Source organism: Streptomyces sp. NPDC037401 (assembly GCF_055602345.1).
The window spans coordinates 22,124-39,913 of record NZ_JBVJWO010000041.1; the positions used below are offsets into that span (position 1 = coordinate 22,124).

Sequence of the window (17,790 nt, forward strand, 5' to 3'; positions counted from 1 at the left end):
GTACGCCCCCTCCGGTGCCCGACGAGCTTTTCGCCCAGACTAAAACAATGGCCGCGCCCCGCCGCTGCTGGTGATGTTCGCGGACATGACCGCCTCCTCCCCTCCCGGACTGCGCCCGCCCGGCCGGCCCGGCACCGCAACCCGTCCCGCGCCGCCCCGCGGCCTCTTCTCCGACCCCGACTTCCGCAGGCTCTGGTCCGCCGACACCGTCAGCCAGGCAGGCACGGCCGTGACCCTGCTCGCGCTGCCGCTCGTGGCCATCGGCACCCTGCACGCCGGGCCCTTCCAGGCGGGCCTGCTCGTGGCCTTCGAGTACCTGGGCTTCCTCCTCCTCGGCCTGCCCGCCGGTGCGTGGGTGGACCGCGCACGCCACCAGCGGGTGATGATCGCGGCCGATCTGGTCCGTGCCGCGCTCCTCGCGTCCGTTCCCGTCGCCGCGTGGCAGGGCGTGCTCACCCTGCCCCAGCTGTATGTCGTGGCCTTCGGCATGTCCGTGTGCACCGTCTTCTTCGACGTCGCGGCACAGAGCCGGCTGCCCCGCCTCGTCGACGGCGCCCGCCTGGTCGAGGCCAACTCCGCGCTCGAAGCCGGCCGCACCCTCACCCAGGCCGCCGGCCCCGGGGCGGGCGGGGCGCTGGTCGGCGTACTGACCGCACCCGTCGCGATCGCCGTGGACAGCGTCAGCTACCTCGCCTCCGCACTTCTCCTGTCCCGGATCCGCCGCCCCGACGGCGCGCCGCCCGCGCCGGCCTCTCCGGCCGCGCGGCGCAGCCTGCGGGCCGAGATCGCCGAGGGGCTCCGGTTCGTCCTCGGCAGCCCGGTACTGCGGGCGGTCACGCTCGCGTCCGCGATCTCCAACCTGTGCGGCACGGTCGGTGCCTCGATGCTGCTCGTGCTGCTCGCCGGCGACCTGGGCCTGTCGCCGTTCCTGTGCGGCCTCGTCTTCGCCGCGGAGGCGGCCGGCGGCTTCCTCGGCAGCCTGTTCACCGCGCGCATCGCGGCCCGCCTGGGCCGGGGGCGGGCCATGTGCGCGGCCGTGGTCGTCAGCGGCGTGCTGTGGCTGCCGGCCGTCCCCTGCTTCCAGTCCGACTGGCGCTTCGCCGTCGCCGTGGCCCTCCAGGGCCTGGGCTGGACGGCGTTCATGACCTTCAGGATCATTTCCGTCGCGCTGCGCCAGCAGCTGTGCCCGCCGGAGCTGCTGGGCCGGATGACGGCCACCTTCCGGTTCGTGGTGTGGGGCGCGATGCCCGTGGGGGCACTCGTGGGCGCGCTGCTCGGCGAGCACTTCGGGCCGCGTACGGCCCTGTGGGCGGGAGCCGTGGGCGAGCTGCTGGCCGTCCTGCCCCTGCTCCTCTCGCCGCTGCGGAGCGCCCGTGAACTCCCGTGAACTGCAAGCGGAGGGCTGTCCCGTAACCCCTGGTGGATCAGCGCACGGCATCGGATGCGGTGCATCGCAAGACGGAGGAGCATCCGCACACCGGGCGTATTCGGGATGTTCCGACAACGCAGCGAGGTGCCGTAGCCGGCTTCGTGCGCCCGCCGGGGGTTACGGGACAGCCCTTAGCGTGGGCGCCATGCGCTTCGAGCACGTCGACGTCTTCAGCGACCGGCCCTACGGCGGCAACAGCCTCGCGGTCTTCCCCGACGCCTCGGGGCTCGGGGCGGAGGCGATGCTGCGGATCACGCAGGAGCTGCGGCACTTCGAATCGGTCTTCCTGACCCGTGTCGCCGGCGAGGCCGGCACGTGGCGGGCGCGGGTCTTCGACCACGAGCAGGAACTGGACTTCGCCGGACACCCGCTGATCGGCGCGGCAGCCGTCCTGCACGCCCTGCACGGCGACGGCGGTGACAACCGCAGACGCGGGAGCGGCGGCGGGTCCGGTGGCGCCGGGCGCGCGGCCTGGACCCTGCGGCTGCCGGCCCGTACCGTCCGCGTCGACACGGAGTTCCGGGCCCCCGGCCGCTATGCAGCCCGGCTCGACCAGGGCCCCGCGCTCTTCCTCGGACGCCCCGAACCGGACGGCCCGGCCCGCTGGTTCGCCCTCGACCCGGCCGACCTGGACCCGGAGCTCCCGCCCGAAGTCGTCTCCACCGGACTGCGGTACCTGATCCTGCCCGTACGCGGCGACGCACTGGCCCGCGCCCGGGTGACCGTGGACCTGGACGCCGTACTGGCCTCCGTCGGCGCGCAGTTCGCCTACCTCCTCGACGCCGGCGCGCTGGAGGGGCGGCACTGGACCAACGACGGCGCGGCCGAGGACGTGGCCACCGGGAGCGGCGCCGGCTGCGCCGCCGCGTACCTGCGCCGCCACGGCCGCCTCGGGGACGGCGAGGAGGCCGTGATGCGCCAGGGCCGCTTCACCGGGCGCACCGGCGAGATGACCGTCAGCGCGCACGGCCACGGCGAGGACGTCCACCGGGTGTGCGTGGGCGGCGCCGTGGCCTTCGTCGCGCAGGGCGCGCTGCGCGCCCTGCCGGAGGGGGATTCCTACTCGTCCGGGGCCTCCACGCCGCAGTAGCCCGCGAAGGCCGCGAGGACCTCGTTCTCCGAGATGTTGCCGTCGCCGTCGCCGTCCAGGGCGGTCGCCACCTGCGTGGCCAGCTCCTCCGGCGTGCCCAGGACGCGCAGGACCCGGGCGGCGGCCTGCGGGGTCACGCCCGAGCCGGGCTCGCCGGCGACGGCGATCACGGCGTGCAGGAACGGCCGGGCGATCTCGGCGAAGCGGTCGGGGCTGTCCCGCAGCCGCTTGGCGGCCCCGGTGACGAACTCCTCCCGGGTCACCCGCTGGTCGCCGTCGACGTCCGCGATGCCCGCCATGCCCTGCCAGAAGGCCTCCGCGCCGATGAACACGGCCTGGCCCTTGTCGGAGCGTGCGGTGGTGCCGAATTCGGCCAGCACGGCCCTGGCCGCCGCGCTGAAGTCCTCCCGGTCGATATAGCCGTTGCCGTCCTGGTCGAAGGTGGCGAATCGGGCGGCAATCTTGCGCTCGTACTGTGCGCTGTCCATATTCGGCGTTCCGCCTTCACATGTGCGGTGGGGTGCAGTTCAAGACAGGCGGCAGCGTAAGCCCTCGATGGCGCGGACGTTAAGCGCAGTGGGCGGTCAAGTGGCCGCACCGGCCCCGCGCACGGGGCGCGCACCGGGGCGCGTCGCCGGCTTTAACACGGAGCGTCCAGGTCCGCAGGAGGTTCGCCCAAAGAAGGCGCGGGAAGGGCGGGGGCGACTACATTCGTGTAGTCGACACAGGTTGGGGGCCGTCATGGTGAAGGACGCACCACCCCGCTGGGACCGCCGCATGCAGCAGCGGCTGGCACGCGGCGAAGCGGCCGCGCTCGGCGAGCTGTACGACCGGTTCGCCTCGCTCGTGCACGGACTGGCACACCGGGTGCTGGGCGACGAGAAGGCCGCCGACCGGATCACCCGCGAAGTGTTCGGCTACATCTGGGAGAACCCGGACGCTTACGACCCCAAGCAGGGCTCCATGCGGTCCTGGGTCGCCCGGATCACCCAGGGGCAGGCCGTGTCCCGGCTGCGCCAGGCCGAGCTGGGCCGCAGCTCCCGCGAGGAGCTGGAGCAGAAGGTGCGCCGGGCCACGGCGGCCGCCCGCGCCGACTACATCGTCACTTCGATGCCGGCCCCGCTTCGCGCCGCACTCGAACTGGCGTACTTCCAGCGGCGCGACTACCGTCAGGCCGCCGCCGACCTCGGGGTCACCGAGGACGAGGCACGGCGTCGGCTGCGGCTGGGACTCCAGCTGCTGTCGACGGCCAACGCCATCTCCCGCGAGGACCCGTCCCCGCCCGGCTACGGAAGCACCCGATGAACGGCCCCGCACACGACCGCTGGAACGGCGACGACGACGAGCACGGCGACGGCAACGGCTCCGGCCGGGGCGCGGGCCGCGGCGACGACGCCGGTGACGGCTCCCGCCGGGACGGCGCCCACGGCCCGGGAGCCGCCCGGATACCGGCTCCCCGGGGCGCCGCCGACGACCTCGACCCCGCCCTCGCACCCGCGCCGCCCGCGTCCCCGCCCTCGCACCGGCTGCTGAAGTCGCTGCTCGGCGCATGGGCGCTGTCGGCGTGTTCGGCGGAGGAGACACAGGCCGTCGAGGACCACCTGACGGAGTGCGCGCCCTGCGCCGAGGAGGCGCTGCGGCTGCGGGACGCGGTTGCCCTGCTCCACCCCGACGAGAGCCTGGACCTCGATCCGCTGCTGCGGTCGCGGGTGCTGGAGGGCTGCCTGGGGCGGCGGCCGGCGCGGATCCCCGTACCCGTGTGGGCGGGTCCGTACGACACCGAGACCGCGCGGCTCGACGCGCTGCTGCGGGACTTCGGCGACGCCGAGTGGCACGCGCCGGTACGGCTGCGGTGGTTCGGCGACGAGCGCGCGCAGAGCCGCCGCACCACGGTCGCGGGGGTGATCGGGCACCTGATGACGGTGGACGGGCTCGTCGCGACGGCGCTGGGGCTGGACGACCCGCTGGGCGCGGACGCCCCGGACACCGGTCCGGCCGGGCGCACGGAGCACTTCTGGGAATCGTCGCCGTACCCGACGACGCGACGGGTCCGGGAGCCGTGGCGGGAGCAGGGCCACACCCTGATCCGTACGGTCTCCTTCGCGGGGCGCGGCGCGGCCGAGCTGGCCGTCTCGTACGGCGACTTCTCGCTGCCGCTGGCGGACGCGTTCCTGGAGCGCGCCTTCGAGTGCTGGGTGCACGCGGCGGACATCGCGGAGGCGGTCGACTACCCGTACGCTCCGCCCGCCGGCCCGCACATGCACCGGATGATCGACCTGGCGGCCCGGCTGCTGCCGGGCGTGCTGGCGCGGCGGCGGCAGGCGGGGCTGGCTGCCCCGGCGCGCGGTCTGGTCGCGGCGGGCGCCCCGGGCCGCACCCTGCACCTGGAGGTCGAGGGTGCGGGTGGCGGCAGCTGGGACATCCCGCTGGACTCGCCGGCGGCGACGGCTTCGGCGGAGCACACGGTGGCGGAGATCGCGCTCGAAGGAGCCGAGTTCTGCCAGCTGGCGGCGGGGCACATCACGCCGGAGGAGGCGGCCGCGGGCCAGCACGGCGACCGCGAGGCGATCCGCGACGTCCTGTTCGCGACCGCCTCGCTCAGCCGGCTGTAGCCCGCCCGGCGGGCGCGACGCTCCCGGCGCGCCCGCCCGTACCTGCCGGGCCTAGGCGAACACGACCGTGCGGGCGCCGTTCAGCAGGACGCGGTGCTCGCTGTGCCACTTCACGGCCCGTGCGAGCGCCTGGCACTCCACGTCCCGGCCGATGGCGACGAGCTGGTCCGGAGTGACCTCGTGGCCGACCCGCTCGACTTCCTGCTCGATGATCGGGCCCTCGTCGAGGTCGGCGGTGACGTAGTGCGCGGTCGCGCCGATCAGCTTCACACCGCGCGCGTGCGCCTGGTGGTAGGGCTTGGCGCCCTTGAAGCTCGGCAGGAAGGAGTGGTGGATGTTGATGATCCGGCCGCTCAGCGCCTTGCACAGGTCGTCGGAGAGCACCTGCATGTAGCGGGCGAGGACGACCAGTTCCACGTTCTCCGAGCGGACCAGCTCCAGCAGCTGCGCCTCGGCCTGGGGCTTGTTGTCCCGCGTCACCGGAATGTGGTGGAACGGAATGTCGTACGAGCCGACGAGCTCGGCGAAGTCCGTGTGGTTGGAGACCACGGCCGCGATCTCGACCGGCAGCGCACCGATCCGGGACCGGAACAGCAGGTCGTTGAGGCAGTGCCCGAACTTCGAGACCATCAGCACGATCCGCATGCGCTCGTCGGAGCGGTGGATCTGCCAGTCCATCCGGAAGGAGTCGCCGATCGCGGCGAAGCTCGCCCGCAGCTTCTCGACCGTCACCGGGGCCTCCGCCGAGAAGTGCACCCGCATGAAGAAGAGACCGGTGTCGCGGTCTCCGAACTGCTGGCTGTCCTCGATGTTGCAGCCGGTCATGAAGAGGTAGCTCGACACGGCGTGCACGATGCCCTGCTTGTCGGGGCAGGACAGGGTGAGGACGTACTGCTGGGGCGCGGTGACGGTGTGCGGGTCGCTCATGACGCCACAGACTTTCACACTTTGCGGCCCGCCCGGCAGCTCAGGGGGTGCGGGTGAGGATCCGCAGGACTTCCAGGGAGCGCGGCTGCGCGTCGGGGTCCTCCCCGTCGGCCGTCGCGAGGCGTACGTGGGCGTCGCGGGCGGCCCGTACGGCCTCCGGCCAGCCGTGGTGCTCCAGGTACACGGAGACGGGCGCGTCCGGGCCGACCTGGTGCAGGATCCGCAGCACCCGCAGCACGGCCACGTCGACGAGCGCGGCCTCCTGGGAGTCGCGGAATATCGTCCCGACGTACTTCTCGGCGGACCAGCTGTCGAGCCAGGTGTCCTCGACGAGGCGGTACACGGCGTCGGTGACGTCGCCGTACCCGTCGAGGCCGGCGAGCCAGCACTCCTCGTGGAAGACCGGATCGGAGAGCATGTGCAGCGCCGAGCGCACGTTGCTGCGCCAGCGCCACCAGGGCATGTCGTTGAGCGGCATGCCGCCCATGGTGGAGGAGCCGCGGCCACGACGGGAAGAGTTCTTCGAAGCTTGGACGAATGTCACGGTCGTCGATCGTACGTTCCCTCCGGGCGGATCTTGACACCCCCGTAGTTCACCTGGACGTCACCGAACGTTGAATGGACATCACTCCGCCGTTACCGATGAGGCGGAATTGTGCATGCACATGACCGGTAGGCGACGCACCCGCTCCATTCGCTCCACTGCATCCGCGGCCCGCACGGCCCTGTGTACGGCGATCGGTGCGTCCCTCATCGGGGGATGCGGGGTGCTCCCCGGGAAAGCGGGGGGATCCGGGGAGCCCCTGACCGTCATGACGTGGGCCCCCGAGGGCACCAAGGCCACCAACATGCCCGGCATGCCCGCCATGGCGAAGGCGTACGAGCGGTGGGTGAACTCCCGCGGCGGCATCAACGGCCACCGGCTGCGGGTCCTGACCTGCAACGAGCACAACACCGCCACCGGCGCCGCCGACTGCGCCCGCAAGGCCGTGGACGAGGGCGCGGTCGCCGTCATCGGTTCCTACAGCCAGCACGGCCGCGCATTCATGGCTCCGCTGGAGACCGCGGGCATCCCCTTCATCGGCGGCTACGGCGTCTCCCCCGAGGAGTTCCAGAGCACCCTGTCCTACCCCGTCAACGGCGGCCAGCCCGTACTGCTCGCCGGCACCGGTCGCCAGCTCGCCCGGGTCTGCGACCGGGTCGCCCTGGTCCGCCCCGACACCCTGCCCGGCGACACCATGCCGCTGCTGCTCAACGCCGGCCTGAAGTCCGTGAAGGCCGGCCCCGCCGCCGACGTGCGGGCCGCCGAGGACGCCACCGACTACAGCACGCAGGCCCGCGCCGCCCTCGACCAGGCGGGCGCGGCCAGCGGCCTGCCCGCCCGGATCGGGGCCTCCGCGGCCCGCGAGAAGGCCGCGAAGGGCTGTGTGACGGCCGCGCTGGGCGACCGTACCGAGACCTTCTTCGACTCCTTCCGGCGCGTCGAGGACGAGGACCAGAAGGTCCAGGTCGCCTCCGTGCTCGGCAGCGTCAGCCAGGGCCTGGTCAACCGCACGGGCGGCAAGGACGGCCCCTTCGAGGGCGCGTACGTCACCGGCTGGTACCCCGTGGCCACCGACCCGCTGTGGGAACCCATGCGCACCGTCATCAGCAAGCAGGCCTTCGGCGACGACCGCGTCGACCCCGCCGACACCGGCACCCAGACCACCTGGATCGCGTACACCGTCTTCTCGGAGATCGTGAAGGGCCTCGGCGACGAGGAGATCACCGCGCGCCGGATCGCCCGGGCCCTGGACAAGGCCGAGGGGGTCCGCACCGGCGGGCTCACGCCCGACCTCAGCTGGCGCTACGAGGACATGCGCGCGGTGGGCGGCTTCCCGCGCATCGTCAACGGCCGCGTGACCTTCCAGCGGGTGCAGGGCGGCGTCATGGTCTCCCAGGGCGAGGGTGCGATGGACATGACGGACACCCTGGAGTCGGCCCCGACCTCCAACTGACCTCCGGCCGGCGCAGGGCGGCCGGGCCCGGGACCACGACGGCGGTCCCGGGCCCGGCCCGCTACAGCTGCGTGCGGTCGCGGGTCGTCAGGTCGTACTTGCCGGCGATGCGGTTCCACAGCGTCGCGGCGGACTGCTTCGCCGCCGTCGCCTCACCGCTCGCCCGGTTGGCCGCGACCGTGTGCTTCGTGGCCCGGGCCTTGCCGCCCTTGCACAGCTTCTTGCTGTCGTCGACCTGCTCGGCCCACTCCGCGTAGTGGTTGTCGGCCGACGCCGAGGCCTTCCAGGCCTTCGTGAGGTAGGCCGCCAGCCGCTCGTGGTCCTGGAGCTTGTCGATCTCCAGGTCCTCCAGCCGCGTGACGAGCTCCTCGCGCTGCCGGGCGGCGTCCCGCAGGTCCTCGCCCGCCTGGTCCAGGTTGTCGCAGACCTTGATGTCCTCGACCGAGCGGATCACCGCGGCCCGGCTGTCGTTGCTGTCTTCGAGGAGCTTGTCGAGCTGGACGGCCTGCGCCTTCGCCGGGTCCACCGGCTCCTCGCCCGGCGGCCGGCTGGCGCCCGACTTGGGCGTCGTCGACGCCGTGACCTGCGAAGACTCGGTGGGGCTGTTGGAGCCCTTCTCGCCGCCGATCAGCGCACCGACACCGAGCCCGACGACCGCCAGGCCCACCACACCCGCCACGACGAGCACCACCGGCGTACGGCGCGGCTCGGGCTCACCGCCGTACGGGGCCGGCGGGGGCGGCGGGGGCTGCTGGAACTGCGGGGGCCGCGGGTGTCCCGGGCCGGGCGGCGCGGGCGGCTGCTGGTAGCCGTACGCGGGCTGCTGGCGCCTCGCCGCCGGGGCGGGCGGCAGCGGCTCCTCGATCCGCGGCATCTGCGCCGTGGAACCGGCGGCGTCGTCGTCGCGGAACAGCCCGTCGAATTCCGAGGGCGGGCCGGGCTGGCTGTGGCGGCCGGAGCGCGCCGCCCGGCCGGCCGGCTGCCCCGGCCCGGAGCCGGACCCGGGGCCTGCCGGGACCGGCGGGATGTACTGGGTCGCCGCCGCATCGGGATCACCCTGGAACGGCGGGATCAGCGCCGTCGCCTCCGCGTCCGCCGCTGCCTGCGCCTGGTAGGGCGGGATCAAGGCGGTCGCCTCCGCGTCCGCGGCGGCAGCGGCCTGCGCCTGGTACGGCGGGATCATCGCCGTGGCATCGGCGTCGGACCCCATGCTCTGGTACGGCTGGTACGCCTGCGCCTGCTGTTGTTGTTGCTGCTGCTGCTGCGCGTACGGGTACGGGTCCTCGTGCTGGGGGGCCTGCTGGGGGTAGCCGTACCCGGGCTGCGGCTCGGGCTGCTGCTGGTGGTGCGGGGGCTGCTGCTGCCCGTACGGGTCCTGGTACGCCTGCTCCTGGTGCTGATGCTGGCCGTGCTGCCCGCCGTACGCGTACGGGTCCTCGTACGACTGCTGCTGCTGCGGGTAGCCGTACCCCGGCTGGGGCGGGATGCCGGGGATCGGCGGAGCCTGCGGCGGCTGCCCCGGGCCCCACTGGTCGCCCCACGGTGTTCCCCCTGCGGGCGCCGCGGGCTGCGCCTCGGGCGTGCCCGGCCCCCAGGGACCGGAGCCGTCGGCGGGCAGCACGATGCCCTCGCGCGGGGGCTGCGCCGCCGGGTACTGCGGTTCGCCCCCCTGGCCGCTCTGCGTCACCGGGACTCCTTCTCCACCCTACGGAATCGTCGGTTTACGCTACCGGGTCCACCTGACGAACTGCCACGCACCCATGATCGAATTCAAGAGGACTCGCCGGAACACCCTCGATGAACAACGAAAAGCACAGTCCTGCCGGCCTCAGGCCGTCTGCATCTCCAGACGCGCGCTGAACTCCCGCACCGCGGCCTCGTCCCGGAACGGCTCCAGCCGCTGCCGGAAGTCCTCCAAGTACTCCGCCCCGCGGTTCGTCCGCAGCGTCCCGAGCAGCTCCACCGCCCGCATGCCCGTGTGGCAGGCCTGCTCGACCTCGCGCCGCTGCACCTCCGAGACCGCGAGCAGCAGCAGCCCGATCGCCCGTCTGCGCGCCTTGTTCTCGGGCAGCGCCCGCAGCGCCTCCTCCGCCCGCCGCCCGGCCGCCTCCGCCTGACCGAGGTCCCGGTGGCAGTGCGCCAGCTCGTCGGCGAGGTACGCCTCGTTGAAATGCCCGATCCACACCGGATCGTCCCCCGACTCCGGTTCGGCCCGCTCCAGCGCCGACACGGCCCGCCCCGCGAGCACCTGCGTCGCACGGACGTCCCCGAGCAGCGCGTGCCCGCGCGCCTCCGCGGCGAAGAACATCGCCTGCACCCGCGGGGTGACCTGCCCCCGAGCGCCTTCCTGCGCGGCCCGCGCCAGCTGCGAGATCTCCCGCGGATTGCCCAGCTCGGCAGCCAGATGACTCATCGACGCGGCCAGGACGTAGCCGCCGTACGCGCGGTCGCCCGCCGCCTGGGCCAGCCGAAGGGCCTGGATGTAGTAGCGCTGGGCCAGCCCCGGCTGCCCGGTGTCCACGGCCATGTACCCGGCGAGCTCGGTGAGCCGGGCCACCGCCGCGAACAGCGACCGCCCCACCGGCTCCCGGTACGAGCCGCCCAGCAGCCCCGACACCACGCTGTTGAGGTAGTGGACGACGACCGGGCGCACGTGCCCGCTGCCGAAGCGGTGGTCCAGGTCGACGAGGGCGTCGGTGGTGGCCCGTACCGCCTCGACGTCCGAGGCGCCGACCCGGGCGCCCGCGGTCCGGGCGACCTGCGCGTCGGCCTGCGTGATCAGCCAGTCGCGGCTGGGCTCGACCAGCGCGGAGGCGGCCACGCTGGAGCCGGACAGGAAGTCGCGGCGGCCGACGTCGCTGCGCCACAGCTCGCAGACCTGCTCGATGGCGCCGACGACGGTCGGGGAGAACTGGAGGCCGACGCCGGAGGCGAGGTTCTTGCCGTTGGCCATGCCGATCTCGTCGATTGTGACGGTGCGGCCGAGCTTGCGGCCCAGGGCCTCGGCGATGATGCCGGGGGCGCGGCCGCGCGGCTGCTGGCCGCGCAGCCAGCGGGCCACGGAGGTCTTGTCGTAGCGGAGATCCAGTCCGTGCTCCGCACCGCACATGTTCACGCGGCGGGCGAGTCCGGCGTTGGAGCACCCGGCTTCCTGGATGAGCGCCTGCAGCCGTTCGTTCGGCTGGCGGGCGACGAGAGGCCTGGCTGCCATGGAAAACCCCCTGGGGCCGCGGGTGATCGTTCGACTGATCACTGCCCGGCTGATGTGCGGAGAATGCGGAACTTGCCCGGAAGATGGCGCTCTTGCGCTCGCTTGCCGGGGGTTGTCGGATTTCAGCCGTGCATTCACGGGTGTCGCTACCCAGTCCCCGCTTCCCGGCCCCATGCGCGCCCCCGCCCGTGCACCCGTGCGCCCCGCGTGCAGGATCGATGCTGCGCGGATCGTCCGCCCCGCCCCCACCCACCCCCGTAACCCCAGGTGACGGCGGGAGTTGTGAAGGACGTGGAAGAGACCATGGGAGTCACGGAAGCCGCACCCATCCCCAAGCAGCGCGGCGAGCAGCTGCTTGACCATGCCGTGCGGTACGCAGAAGAGCGGCACTGGGACGTGTTTCCCGGCACCTGGCTGGAGGCCGAGGACGGCAAGGAGCTCTGCTCCTGCGGGGACTCGGAGTGCCTGGTCCCCGGCGCCCACCCGGTGCGCGACGACTGGGCGGCGCAGGCCACCGGCAGCGCTGTGCAGGCCCGCCGGGCCTGGCAGCGCCAGCCGAAGGCGTCGATCCTGCTGCCCACGGGCCGCACCTTCGACGCGATCGACGTGCCGGAGACCGCCGGGTTCCTGGCGCTGGCCCGCATGGAACGGATGGAACTGACCCTCGGGCCCGTCACGTTGACCCCGGACCGGCGGATGCTGTTCTTCGTCCTGCCCGGCGCCGGGGCGAAGGTCCCGGACCTGGTGCGCAAGCTCGGCTGGGCGCCGTCCGCGATCGACCTCAAGGCCCGGGGCGAGGGCGAGTGGGTGGCGGCCCCTCCGACCCGGTACGGGGGACGGGGCGCGGTGCAGTGGGCGCGACGGCCCACTCCCGCGAACCGCTGGCTCCCCGACGCGGAGGAGCTGATCAACCCCCTCGCGTACGCCTCCGGAAGGGAAGCTGCAGCGGCCCGCGCCCGGCGTGCGTAACTGCTTCTGAACTCGTCTTTCCTGCTCGTAGGGTGGTGCGACCAACGGGGAACGAGGAAAGGTGCAGCGCATGCCCGACCAGGTGTACGCGGCCGATGCGGCCGAGCCGGAGAGGGCGGGCGCCGAGCCGAAGAGGGCGGGCGGGGCGCGACCGGCGTCGCCCGCTCCCGCACCCGGGACGGATGGCGCCCCGGCCGTACGGATCACCGGTCTGTGGAAGCGCTTCGGCGACCAGATCGCCGTCTCGGGCATCGATCTCGAGCTGCCGGCAGGCAAGTTCATCGGCCTGGTCGGGCCTAACGGCGCGGGCAAGACGACCACGCTGTCGATGGTGACGGGGCTGCTGCGCCCGGACCGGGGCCGGATCGAGGTCGCGGGCCACGACGTATGGCAGGACCCGGTGCACGTGAAGGCCCGGATCGGCGTACTGCCCGAGGGACTGCGCCTGTTCGAGCGGCTCTCGGGGCGCGAACTGCTCGGCTACACGGGCCGGCTGCGCGGCCTGCCGGGCGCCGAGGTGGACAAGCGGGCCACCCAGCTGCTCGACGTCCTCGACCTGGCGGGCTCCCAGCACAAGCTGGTCGTGGACTACTCGACGGGCATGCGCAAGAAGATCGGGCTGGCCGCAGCCCTCCTGCACAACCCGGAAGTCCTGTTCCTGGACGAGCCGTTCGAGGGCGTGGACCCGGTGTCGGCGCAGACCATCCGCGGGGTGCTGGAACGTTACACCGCCTCCGGCGCCACGGTCGTCTTCTCCTCCCACGTCATGGAACTCGTCGAATCGCTCTGCGACTGGGTCGCCGTGATGGCCGCCGGCCGGATCCGCGCGGCGGGCCCGCTGACCGAGGTCCGCGGCGAAGCCTCCTCGCTCCAGAACGCCTTCCTCGAACTGGTCGGCGCGGGCGGCCGCGACGCCGGCGAGTCCCTGGACTGGCTCGGCGGCGGAGCAGCCCGGTGAGCACCGCGACCACCGGCGCACCCGTCGGCAGCGCCCCGGCCGGGCGGGCGATGACCACCGCCGAACTCACCCCGGTCTTCGTGCACCTCAAGCTCTCCCTGATGCGCAACGGCCTGCGTCAGTCCGCGAAGCGCAAGGCCGCGTACATCCTCTCCGTGGTCTTCACGCTGCTGTGCGCGGCGAGCCTGCTGCTGTCCCTGGTCCTGATGCGCGGGATCGACCACGCGCCCACCATCGCCGTCCTCCTCGCCGGGGTCCTCGCCCTCGGCTGGACCGTGATGCCGCTGTTCTTCTCCAGCGGCGACGAGACCCTCGACCCGTCCCGCCTGGTGATGCTGCCGCTGCGCCCGCGCCCGCTGGTCGGCGCGCTCGTGACGTCCTCGCTGATCGGCATCGGGCCCTTCTTCACCCTCTGCCTGGCCGTCGGCTCGGTGGTGGCGGTCGCCCACGGCGCCGCGGGCACCGCCGCCGGCGTCCTGGCCGTGCCGCTACTGCTGCTCGGCTGCATCGCCCTGTCGCGCGCGGTCGCCACCGCCAACGTCCGGCTGCTGTCCAGCCGCAAGGGCCGCGACCTGGCCGTTCTGAGCGGCCTGCTGATCGCGGTCGGCGCGCAGGTGGTCAACTTCGGCAGCCAGCGGCTCTTCCAGGCGGGCGGGCTCGACTCGCTCGAACCGGCCGCGGACGTGGTGCGCTGGCTGCCGCCCGCCACCGCGATCGGCGCCGTCGACTCCGCGAGCGAGGGCGCGTACGGCACCGCGGCAGCCCAGCTCGCCGTGACCGTACTGGGCGTGGCCGCACTGCTGTGGGCCTGGCAGCGCTCGCTGACCAAGCTGATGGTCACCCCCGACGGCTCCACCATCGCCGCCGCCGAACCCGCCCGGGAGCGCGGCGGATCCGGACTGGCCCGCTTCCTGCCCGCCGGGCGGACCGGCACGGTGATGCACCGGACGCTGCGCTACGTCTGGCGGGACCCCAAGACGAAGTCGGCGTGGATCACCTCGCTGGCCGTCGGCGCCATCGTCCCCGTCTTCAACGCCCTCCAGGGCACCGGGTCCGTCTACCTCGCCTGCATGGGCGCGGGCATGCTCGGCGTGCAGATGTACAACCAGTTCGGGCAGGACACCTCGGCGTTCTGGATGGTCGCGCAGACGATCTCCACGCCGCGCGACGCCTACGCCGAACTCCGCGCCCGTGCCTTCGCGCTGGCCCTGGTCACCGTCCCGTACAGCGTCGTCGTCACCGTGGTCACGGCCGCGCTGATCGGCGACTGGCAGGCCCTGCCCGAGGCGCTCGGGCTCTCGCTTGCGCTGCTCGGCGGCATGCTGTGCACGGGCGCCATCAGCTCGGCGCGCTTCCCGTACTCCATCCCGCAGGACGGCGCCTTCAAGAACGTCGCCCCGGGGCAGGGCGGCCTCGCCTGGATCAGCATCTTCGGCGGCATGCTCGTCTCGGCCGTGCTGTGCGCCCCGATGATCGTCCTGACGGTCTGCCTGCACGTGGCCGGGCACCACTCCCTGCTGTGGCTGGTGCTTCCGCTGGGCGTCGGCTGGGGCACGCTCACCGCGTGGGCGGGCGTGCGCACGGCCGCGCCGTGGGTGGCCGGCCGGCTGCCGGAGATCCTCACGGCGGTCAGCAAGGGCTGACCGCTCGCCGAGTCCCTGTGCGCAGCCCCTACGCGGACCGAGTCCCTGGGCGGAGTCGCTACTCGGAGTCGTCCGCTGCCGACGGGTCCACCGCGCCGAGCCTTCGGCGCAGGTGGGCCCGTTCCGGTTCGGTGCCGGCCAGCGCCAGGGCCTCCCGGTAGGCCCGCGCCGCCTCGGGGAAGCGGCCCAGGCGGGCCAGCAGGTCCGCGCGGGCCGCCGGGTACGGCACGTAGCCGCGCAGCAGGGGCTCGCCGGCGAGCTCGTCGAGGAGCTCCAGCCCGGCCTGCGGCCCGTCGCGCATGGCGATCGCCGCGGCCCGGTTCAGCGCGACGACCGGCCCGGGAGTGAGGGCCAGCAGTACGTCGTAGAGCGCGACCACCTGCGGCCAGTCGGTGGTCGCGAGGTCGGCGGCCTCGTCGTGCAGGGCGGCGATCGCGGCCTGGACGCCGTACGGTCCGGGCGGGCCGCCGCGCAGGGCGTCGAGCACCAGGGCGCGGCCCTCCTCGATCATCGCGCGGTCCCAGAGGCCGCGGTCCTGGTCCTCGAGCAGTACGAGCTGCCCGTCCGGTCCGGTACGGGCCGCACGGCGGGCGTGGATCAGCAGCATCAGCGCGAGGAGGCCGGCGACCTCACGCTCGGCGGGCAGCAGCCGGCGCAGGATCCGGGCCAGCCGGATGGCCTCCTCGGCGAGGTCGAGCCGCTGGAGAGCGGCTCCCGAGCTGGCCGCGTACCCCTCGGTGAAGACGGAGTACACGACCTGGAGCACGCCGGGCAGGCGCTCCGGCAGCTCGTCCGCATCGGGCACCCGGAAGGGGATGCGGGCCTGGCGGATCTTCTTCTTGGCGCGCACGATCCGCTGGGCCATCGTCGCGGGCGGCACCAGGAAGGCACGGGCGACCTCGGGTGTGGTCAGTCCGGCGAGGCAGCGCAGGGTGAGGGCCACCCGGTCGTCGGCGGCGAGCGCGGGGTGGGCGCAGGTGAAGAACAGCTGGAGCCGGTCGTCGGGAAGGTCTCGGTCCGCGGTGGCAGCGGCGGCCGCGGCGCCGGTATCGGCGGAGGGGCCGGGGGCCGCCCGGTCGGCCTCCACCTGGAGGACGGCCAGCCGGGCGGCGTAGGCCTGGTCCCGGCGCAGCCGGTCGACGGCCTTGCGGCGGGCGGTGGTGAGCAGCCAGGCGCCCGGCCGGGACGGGACGCCCTGCACCGGCCAGTGCACGAGCGCCGCCTCGACGGCCTCGGAGGCGACCTCCTCGGCGAGGTCGAGGTCGCCGAAGCGGCGGACGAGGGAGGCCAGCAGGAGGCCGTGCTCCTCGCGGAACACGGCCTCCACGGCCTCCACGGACTGCCCGGCGTCCGGGTGCGGGCCGCCGGCGCCGTCCATCGGACTCAGGCCCCGAAGTCGGCGACCGGGCGCACCACGACGGAGCCGCTGCCGCGGGCGCCGGGGCACCGGGCGGCCCAGTCCAGCGCGGCGTCGAGGTCGGGGACGTCGATCACGTAGAAGCCGCCGAGGACCTCGCGGGTCTCGGCGAACGGGCCGTCGGTGACGGTCCGCTCGCCGGCCGGGCCGACCCGGACGACGGTCGCGGTGACGAGGTCCGCGAGCGATTCGCCGGAGACGAAGATCCCGGCGTCCTTCACGGCCTTGTCGTAGAGCATCCAGTCCTCGACGGTGCACTCGGCCGCACCGCCGGCCTCGTCCGTCGCGCCGCTGTTGATCAGCATCATGTACTTCATGGTCCGACTCCTGTCAGGTCCCGGTGTGCCGTGCGGCGGGTTGCCGTACACCATGACGACGAACGGGACCCGGCCCGATCGACAGCACACCGAAAGTTTTCTCCAGGAGGTGCCGGGCCGCCATCGCGGCGGATCCGCGGTGGCGGGGCACGGAGCCGGGGGTCAGGGGGCCGGGGTTCAGGGTCAGGGGGCCGGGGTCAGGGGGCCGGGGTCAGGGGGCCGGGACGCCTTCCAGGAAGGGTTCCAGGGCCGCGCGCCAGGCGGTCGGCTGGTCGTAGTGGAGGTAGTGGCCGGCGTCGGGGATCTCGGCGTACTCGCCGTGGGGCAGGACGCGGACCATCTCCTGTGCCTCGGCCCGTCCCAGCTCGCCGTCCAGGCCGCGCACCACCAGCGTGGGGCAGCGCACCTGCGCCAGCTCCTCCCAGTGCGCGTCGTACACCCAGGTCTCGCGCGCCTTGAGCATCTGCCTGCGCGAGAACACCGGGCGCCAGCCGTCCGGGCCCTCCGCCATCACCTCGGCGAAGAACTCCCCGCGGGCGGGGCTGGGCCGCTCGACCCACGGGTCGTCCTCGCCGAACCACTTGCGGACGTCCCCCTGCGTCGCGAACGGCAGCGGCCAGGTGCGGAACCAGTCTTCCCATTCGCGCTGGGAGGCCGCGCCCAGGGCCGAGGCGCGCATGTCGCAGATGACGAGCGCCTGCACCAGGTCCGGGCGGCGGGCGGCGAGCTGCCAGCCCGTGAGGGCGCCCATGGAGTGCCCGATGAGGGTGACCGGGCCCAGGCCGAGCTGTTCGATGGCGGCCTCGGCGTCGGCGATGAACGCCTCGCGGGTGTACGGGCCTTCGGCCGGGCACTCGCTGCGGCCGTGACCCCGCTGGTCGAGGGCGACCGCCCGGCGGCGCTCGGCGAGCCAACGGGCCGTACCGGCCCAGTGGGCGGCCCGGCCCATCAAACCGTGCAGTAAGAGGACGGTGGAGGCGGACTCGGCCGCGGGGACGTCCCCGGAGTCACCTTTGGGCTGCTCGGAGAACTCCCAGGCGGCCAGACGCACCCCGCCGGTCCCCGTCACATCGAAGCGCCGTACCAAGGTCGATGCACCCCCTTCGCTCCCGCCCAGAGTATCGAACCTGCATTCGAAAACCGGCTTCTCCCCGACAACACCGCTCTTTCGAGTGACCTTGCTCAAGGATTGGCGGCCGCTGCCGAGGGGAGATCTTCAA

16 protein-coding genes are annotated in these 17,790 nt (G+C 73.6%); 8 read left to right on the top strand and 8 right to left on the bottom strand.

Annotated features, from left to right (window positions below; translation table 11 throughout):
- The first annotated feature begins 85 nt into the window (after positions 1 to 85).
- Both ACZ7H1_RS31915 and ACZ7H1_RS31920 read left to right on the top strand, forming a co-directional pair.
- Complete coding sequence (locus tag ACZ7H1_RS31915; protein WP_470791353.1) at positions 86 to 1,387, top strand: MFS transporter; 1,302 nt, start codon at positions 86 to 88, stop codon at positions 1,385 to 1,387.
- Between the two features lie 187 nt (positions 1,388 to 1,574).
- A complete protein-coding gene (locus ACZ7H1_RS31920) occupies positions 1,575 to 2,519 on the top strand; it encodes a PhzF family phenazine biosynthesis protein (protein WP_470791355.1) in 945 nt (314 codons plus the stop codon).
- Here ACZ7H1_RS31920 and ACZ7H1_RS31925 read toward each other — a convergent pair.
- Complete coding sequence (locus ACZ7H1_RS31925; RefSeq protein ID WP_470791356.1) at positions 2,489 to 3,007, bottom strand: EF-hand domain-containing protein; 519 nt, start codon at positions 3,005 to 3,007, stop codon at positions 2,489 to 2,491. The genes ACZ7H1_RS31920 and ACZ7H1_RS31925 overlap by 31 nt on opposite strands.
- 253 nt (positions 3,008 to 3,260) lie before the next feature.
- On the opposite strand from ACZ7H1_RS31925, the gene ACZ7H1_RS31930 reads away from it, so the two are divergent.
- Together ACZ7H1_RS31930 and ACZ7H1_RS31935 are read left to right on the top strand one after the other, a co-directional pair.
- A complete protein-coding gene (locus ACZ7H1_RS31930; protein WP_470791358.1) occupies positions 3,261 to 3,824 on the top strand; it encodes a sigma-70 family RNA polymerase sigma factor in 564 nt (187 codons plus the stop codon).
- The gene (locus ACZ7H1_RS31935) at positions 3,821 to 5,131 is read left to right on the top strand and encodes a zf-HC2 domain-containing protein (RefSeq protein WP_470791359.1); all 1,311 of its coding nucleotides are present in this window, start codon (positions 3,821 to 3,823) and stop codon (positions 5,129 to 5,131) included. Before ACZ7H1_RS31930 ends, ACZ7H1_RS31935 begins: the two co-directional genes overlap by 4 nt.
- Before the next feature lie 51 nt (positions 5,132 to 5,182).
- Here the strand turns inward: ACZ7H1_RS31935 and purU are convergent, their stop codons facing one another.
- Together purU and ACZ7H1_RS31945 are read right to left on the bottom strand one after the other, a co-directional pair.
- Complete coding sequence (gene purU / locus ACZ7H1_RS31940) at positions 5,183 to 6,058, bottom strand: formyltetrahydrofolate deformylase (protein ID WP_470791360.1); 876 nt, start codon at positions 6,056 to 6,058, stop codon at positions 5,183 to 5,185.
- A gap of 40 nt (positions 6,059 to 6,098) precedes the next feature.
- Positions 6,099 to 6,545 carry an SCO4402 family protein gene (locus ACZ7H1_RS31945; protein WP_470791406.1) on the bottom strand — a complete coding sequence of 149 codons (447 nt, stop codon included), beginning with the start codon at positions 6,543 to 6,545 and terminating at the stop codon, positions 6,099 to 6,101.
- Between the two features lie 178 nt (positions 6,546 to 6,723).
- Between ACZ7H1_RS31945 and ACZ7H1_RS31950 the strand changes: the two genes are divergently transcribed.
- The gene (locus ACZ7H1_RS31950) at positions 6,724 to 8,055 is read left to right on the top strand and encodes an ABC transporter substrate-binding protein (RefSeq protein WP_470791361.1); all 1,332 of its coding nucleotides are present in this window, start codon (positions 6,724 to 6,726) and stop codon (positions 8,053 to 8,055) included.
- A gap of 61 nt (positions 8,056 to 8,116) precedes the next feature.
- Here ACZ7H1_RS31950 and ACZ7H1_RS31955 read toward each other — a convergent pair whose 3' ends face one another.
- Positions 8,117 to 9,742, bottom strand: coding sequence for a hypothetical protein (locus ACZ7H1_RS31955; RefSeq protein WP_470791362.1), 1,626 nt, complete (start codon positions 9,740 to 9,742; stop codon positions 8,117 to 8,119).
- A 141-nt stretch (positions 9,743 to 9,883) separates the two neighbouring features.
- Positions 9,884 to 11,266 carry a transcriptional regulator gene (locus ACZ7H1_RS31960; protein WP_470791363.1) on the bottom strand — a complete coding sequence of 461 codons (1,383 nt, stop codon included), beginning with the start codon at positions 11,264 to 11,266 and terminating at the stop codon, positions 9,884 to 9,886.
- Between the two features lie 303 nt (positions 11,267 to 11,569).
- Here ACZ7H1_RS31960 and ACZ7H1_RS31965 point away from each other — a divergent pair, with 303 nt between their 5' ends.
- The 3 genes from ACZ7H1_RS31965 (at position 11,570) to ACZ7H1_RS31975 (ending at position 14,836) form a co-directional block, all read left to right on the top strand.
- Positions 11,570 to 12,235, top strand: coding sequence for a bifunctional DNA primase/polymerase (locus tag ACZ7H1_RS31965; RefSeq protein WP_470791365.1), 666 nt, complete (start codon positions 11,570 to 11,572; stop codon positions 12,233 to 12,235).
- Between the two features lie 70 nt (positions 12,236 to 12,305).
- Positions 12,306 to 13,193, top strand: coding sequence for an ABC transporter ATP-binding protein (locus ACZ7H1_RS31970; protein ID WP_470791366.1), 888 nt, complete (start codon positions 12,306 to 12,308; stop codon positions 13,191 to 13,193).
- A gap of 50 nt (positions 13,194 to 13,243) precedes the next feature.
- Entirely contained in the window at positions 13,244 to 14,836 is a 1,593-nt protein-coding gene (locus tag ACZ7H1_RS31975) for a transporter (protein ID WP_470791407.1), read from the top strand.
- Positions 14,837 to 14,894: 58 nt separating this feature from the next.
- Here the strand turns inward: ACZ7H1_RS31975 and ACZ7H1_RS31980 are convergent, their stop codons facing one another.
- The 3 genes from ACZ7H1_RS31980 to ACZ7H1_RS31990 all read right to left on the bottom strand — a co-directional run bounded on the left by ACZ7H1_RS31980 (position 14,895) and on the right by ACZ7H1_RS31990 (position 17,657).
- Positions 14,895 to 16,214: an RNA polymerase sigma factor gene (locus ACZ7H1_RS31980; RefSeq protein ID WP_470791367.1), complete on the bottom strand. Its 1,320-nt coding sequence runs from the start codon at positions 16,212 to 16,214 to the stop codon at positions 14,895 to 14,897.
- A gap of 5 nt (positions 16,215 to 16,219) precedes the next feature.
- Complete coding sequence (locus ACZ7H1_RS31985; RefSeq protein ID WP_470791369.1) at positions 16,220 to 16,570, bottom strand: YciI family protein; 351 nt, start codon at positions 16,568 to 16,570, stop codon at positions 16,220 to 16,222.
- Positions 16,571 to 16,781: 211 nt separating this feature from the next.
- A complete protein-coding gene (locus tag ACZ7H1_RS31990; protein WP_470791371.1) occupies positions 16,782 to 17,657 on the bottom strand; it encodes an alpha/beta fold hydrolase in 876 nt (291 codons plus the stop codon).
- Between the last annotated feature and the right edge of the window lie 133 nt (positions 17,658 to 17,790).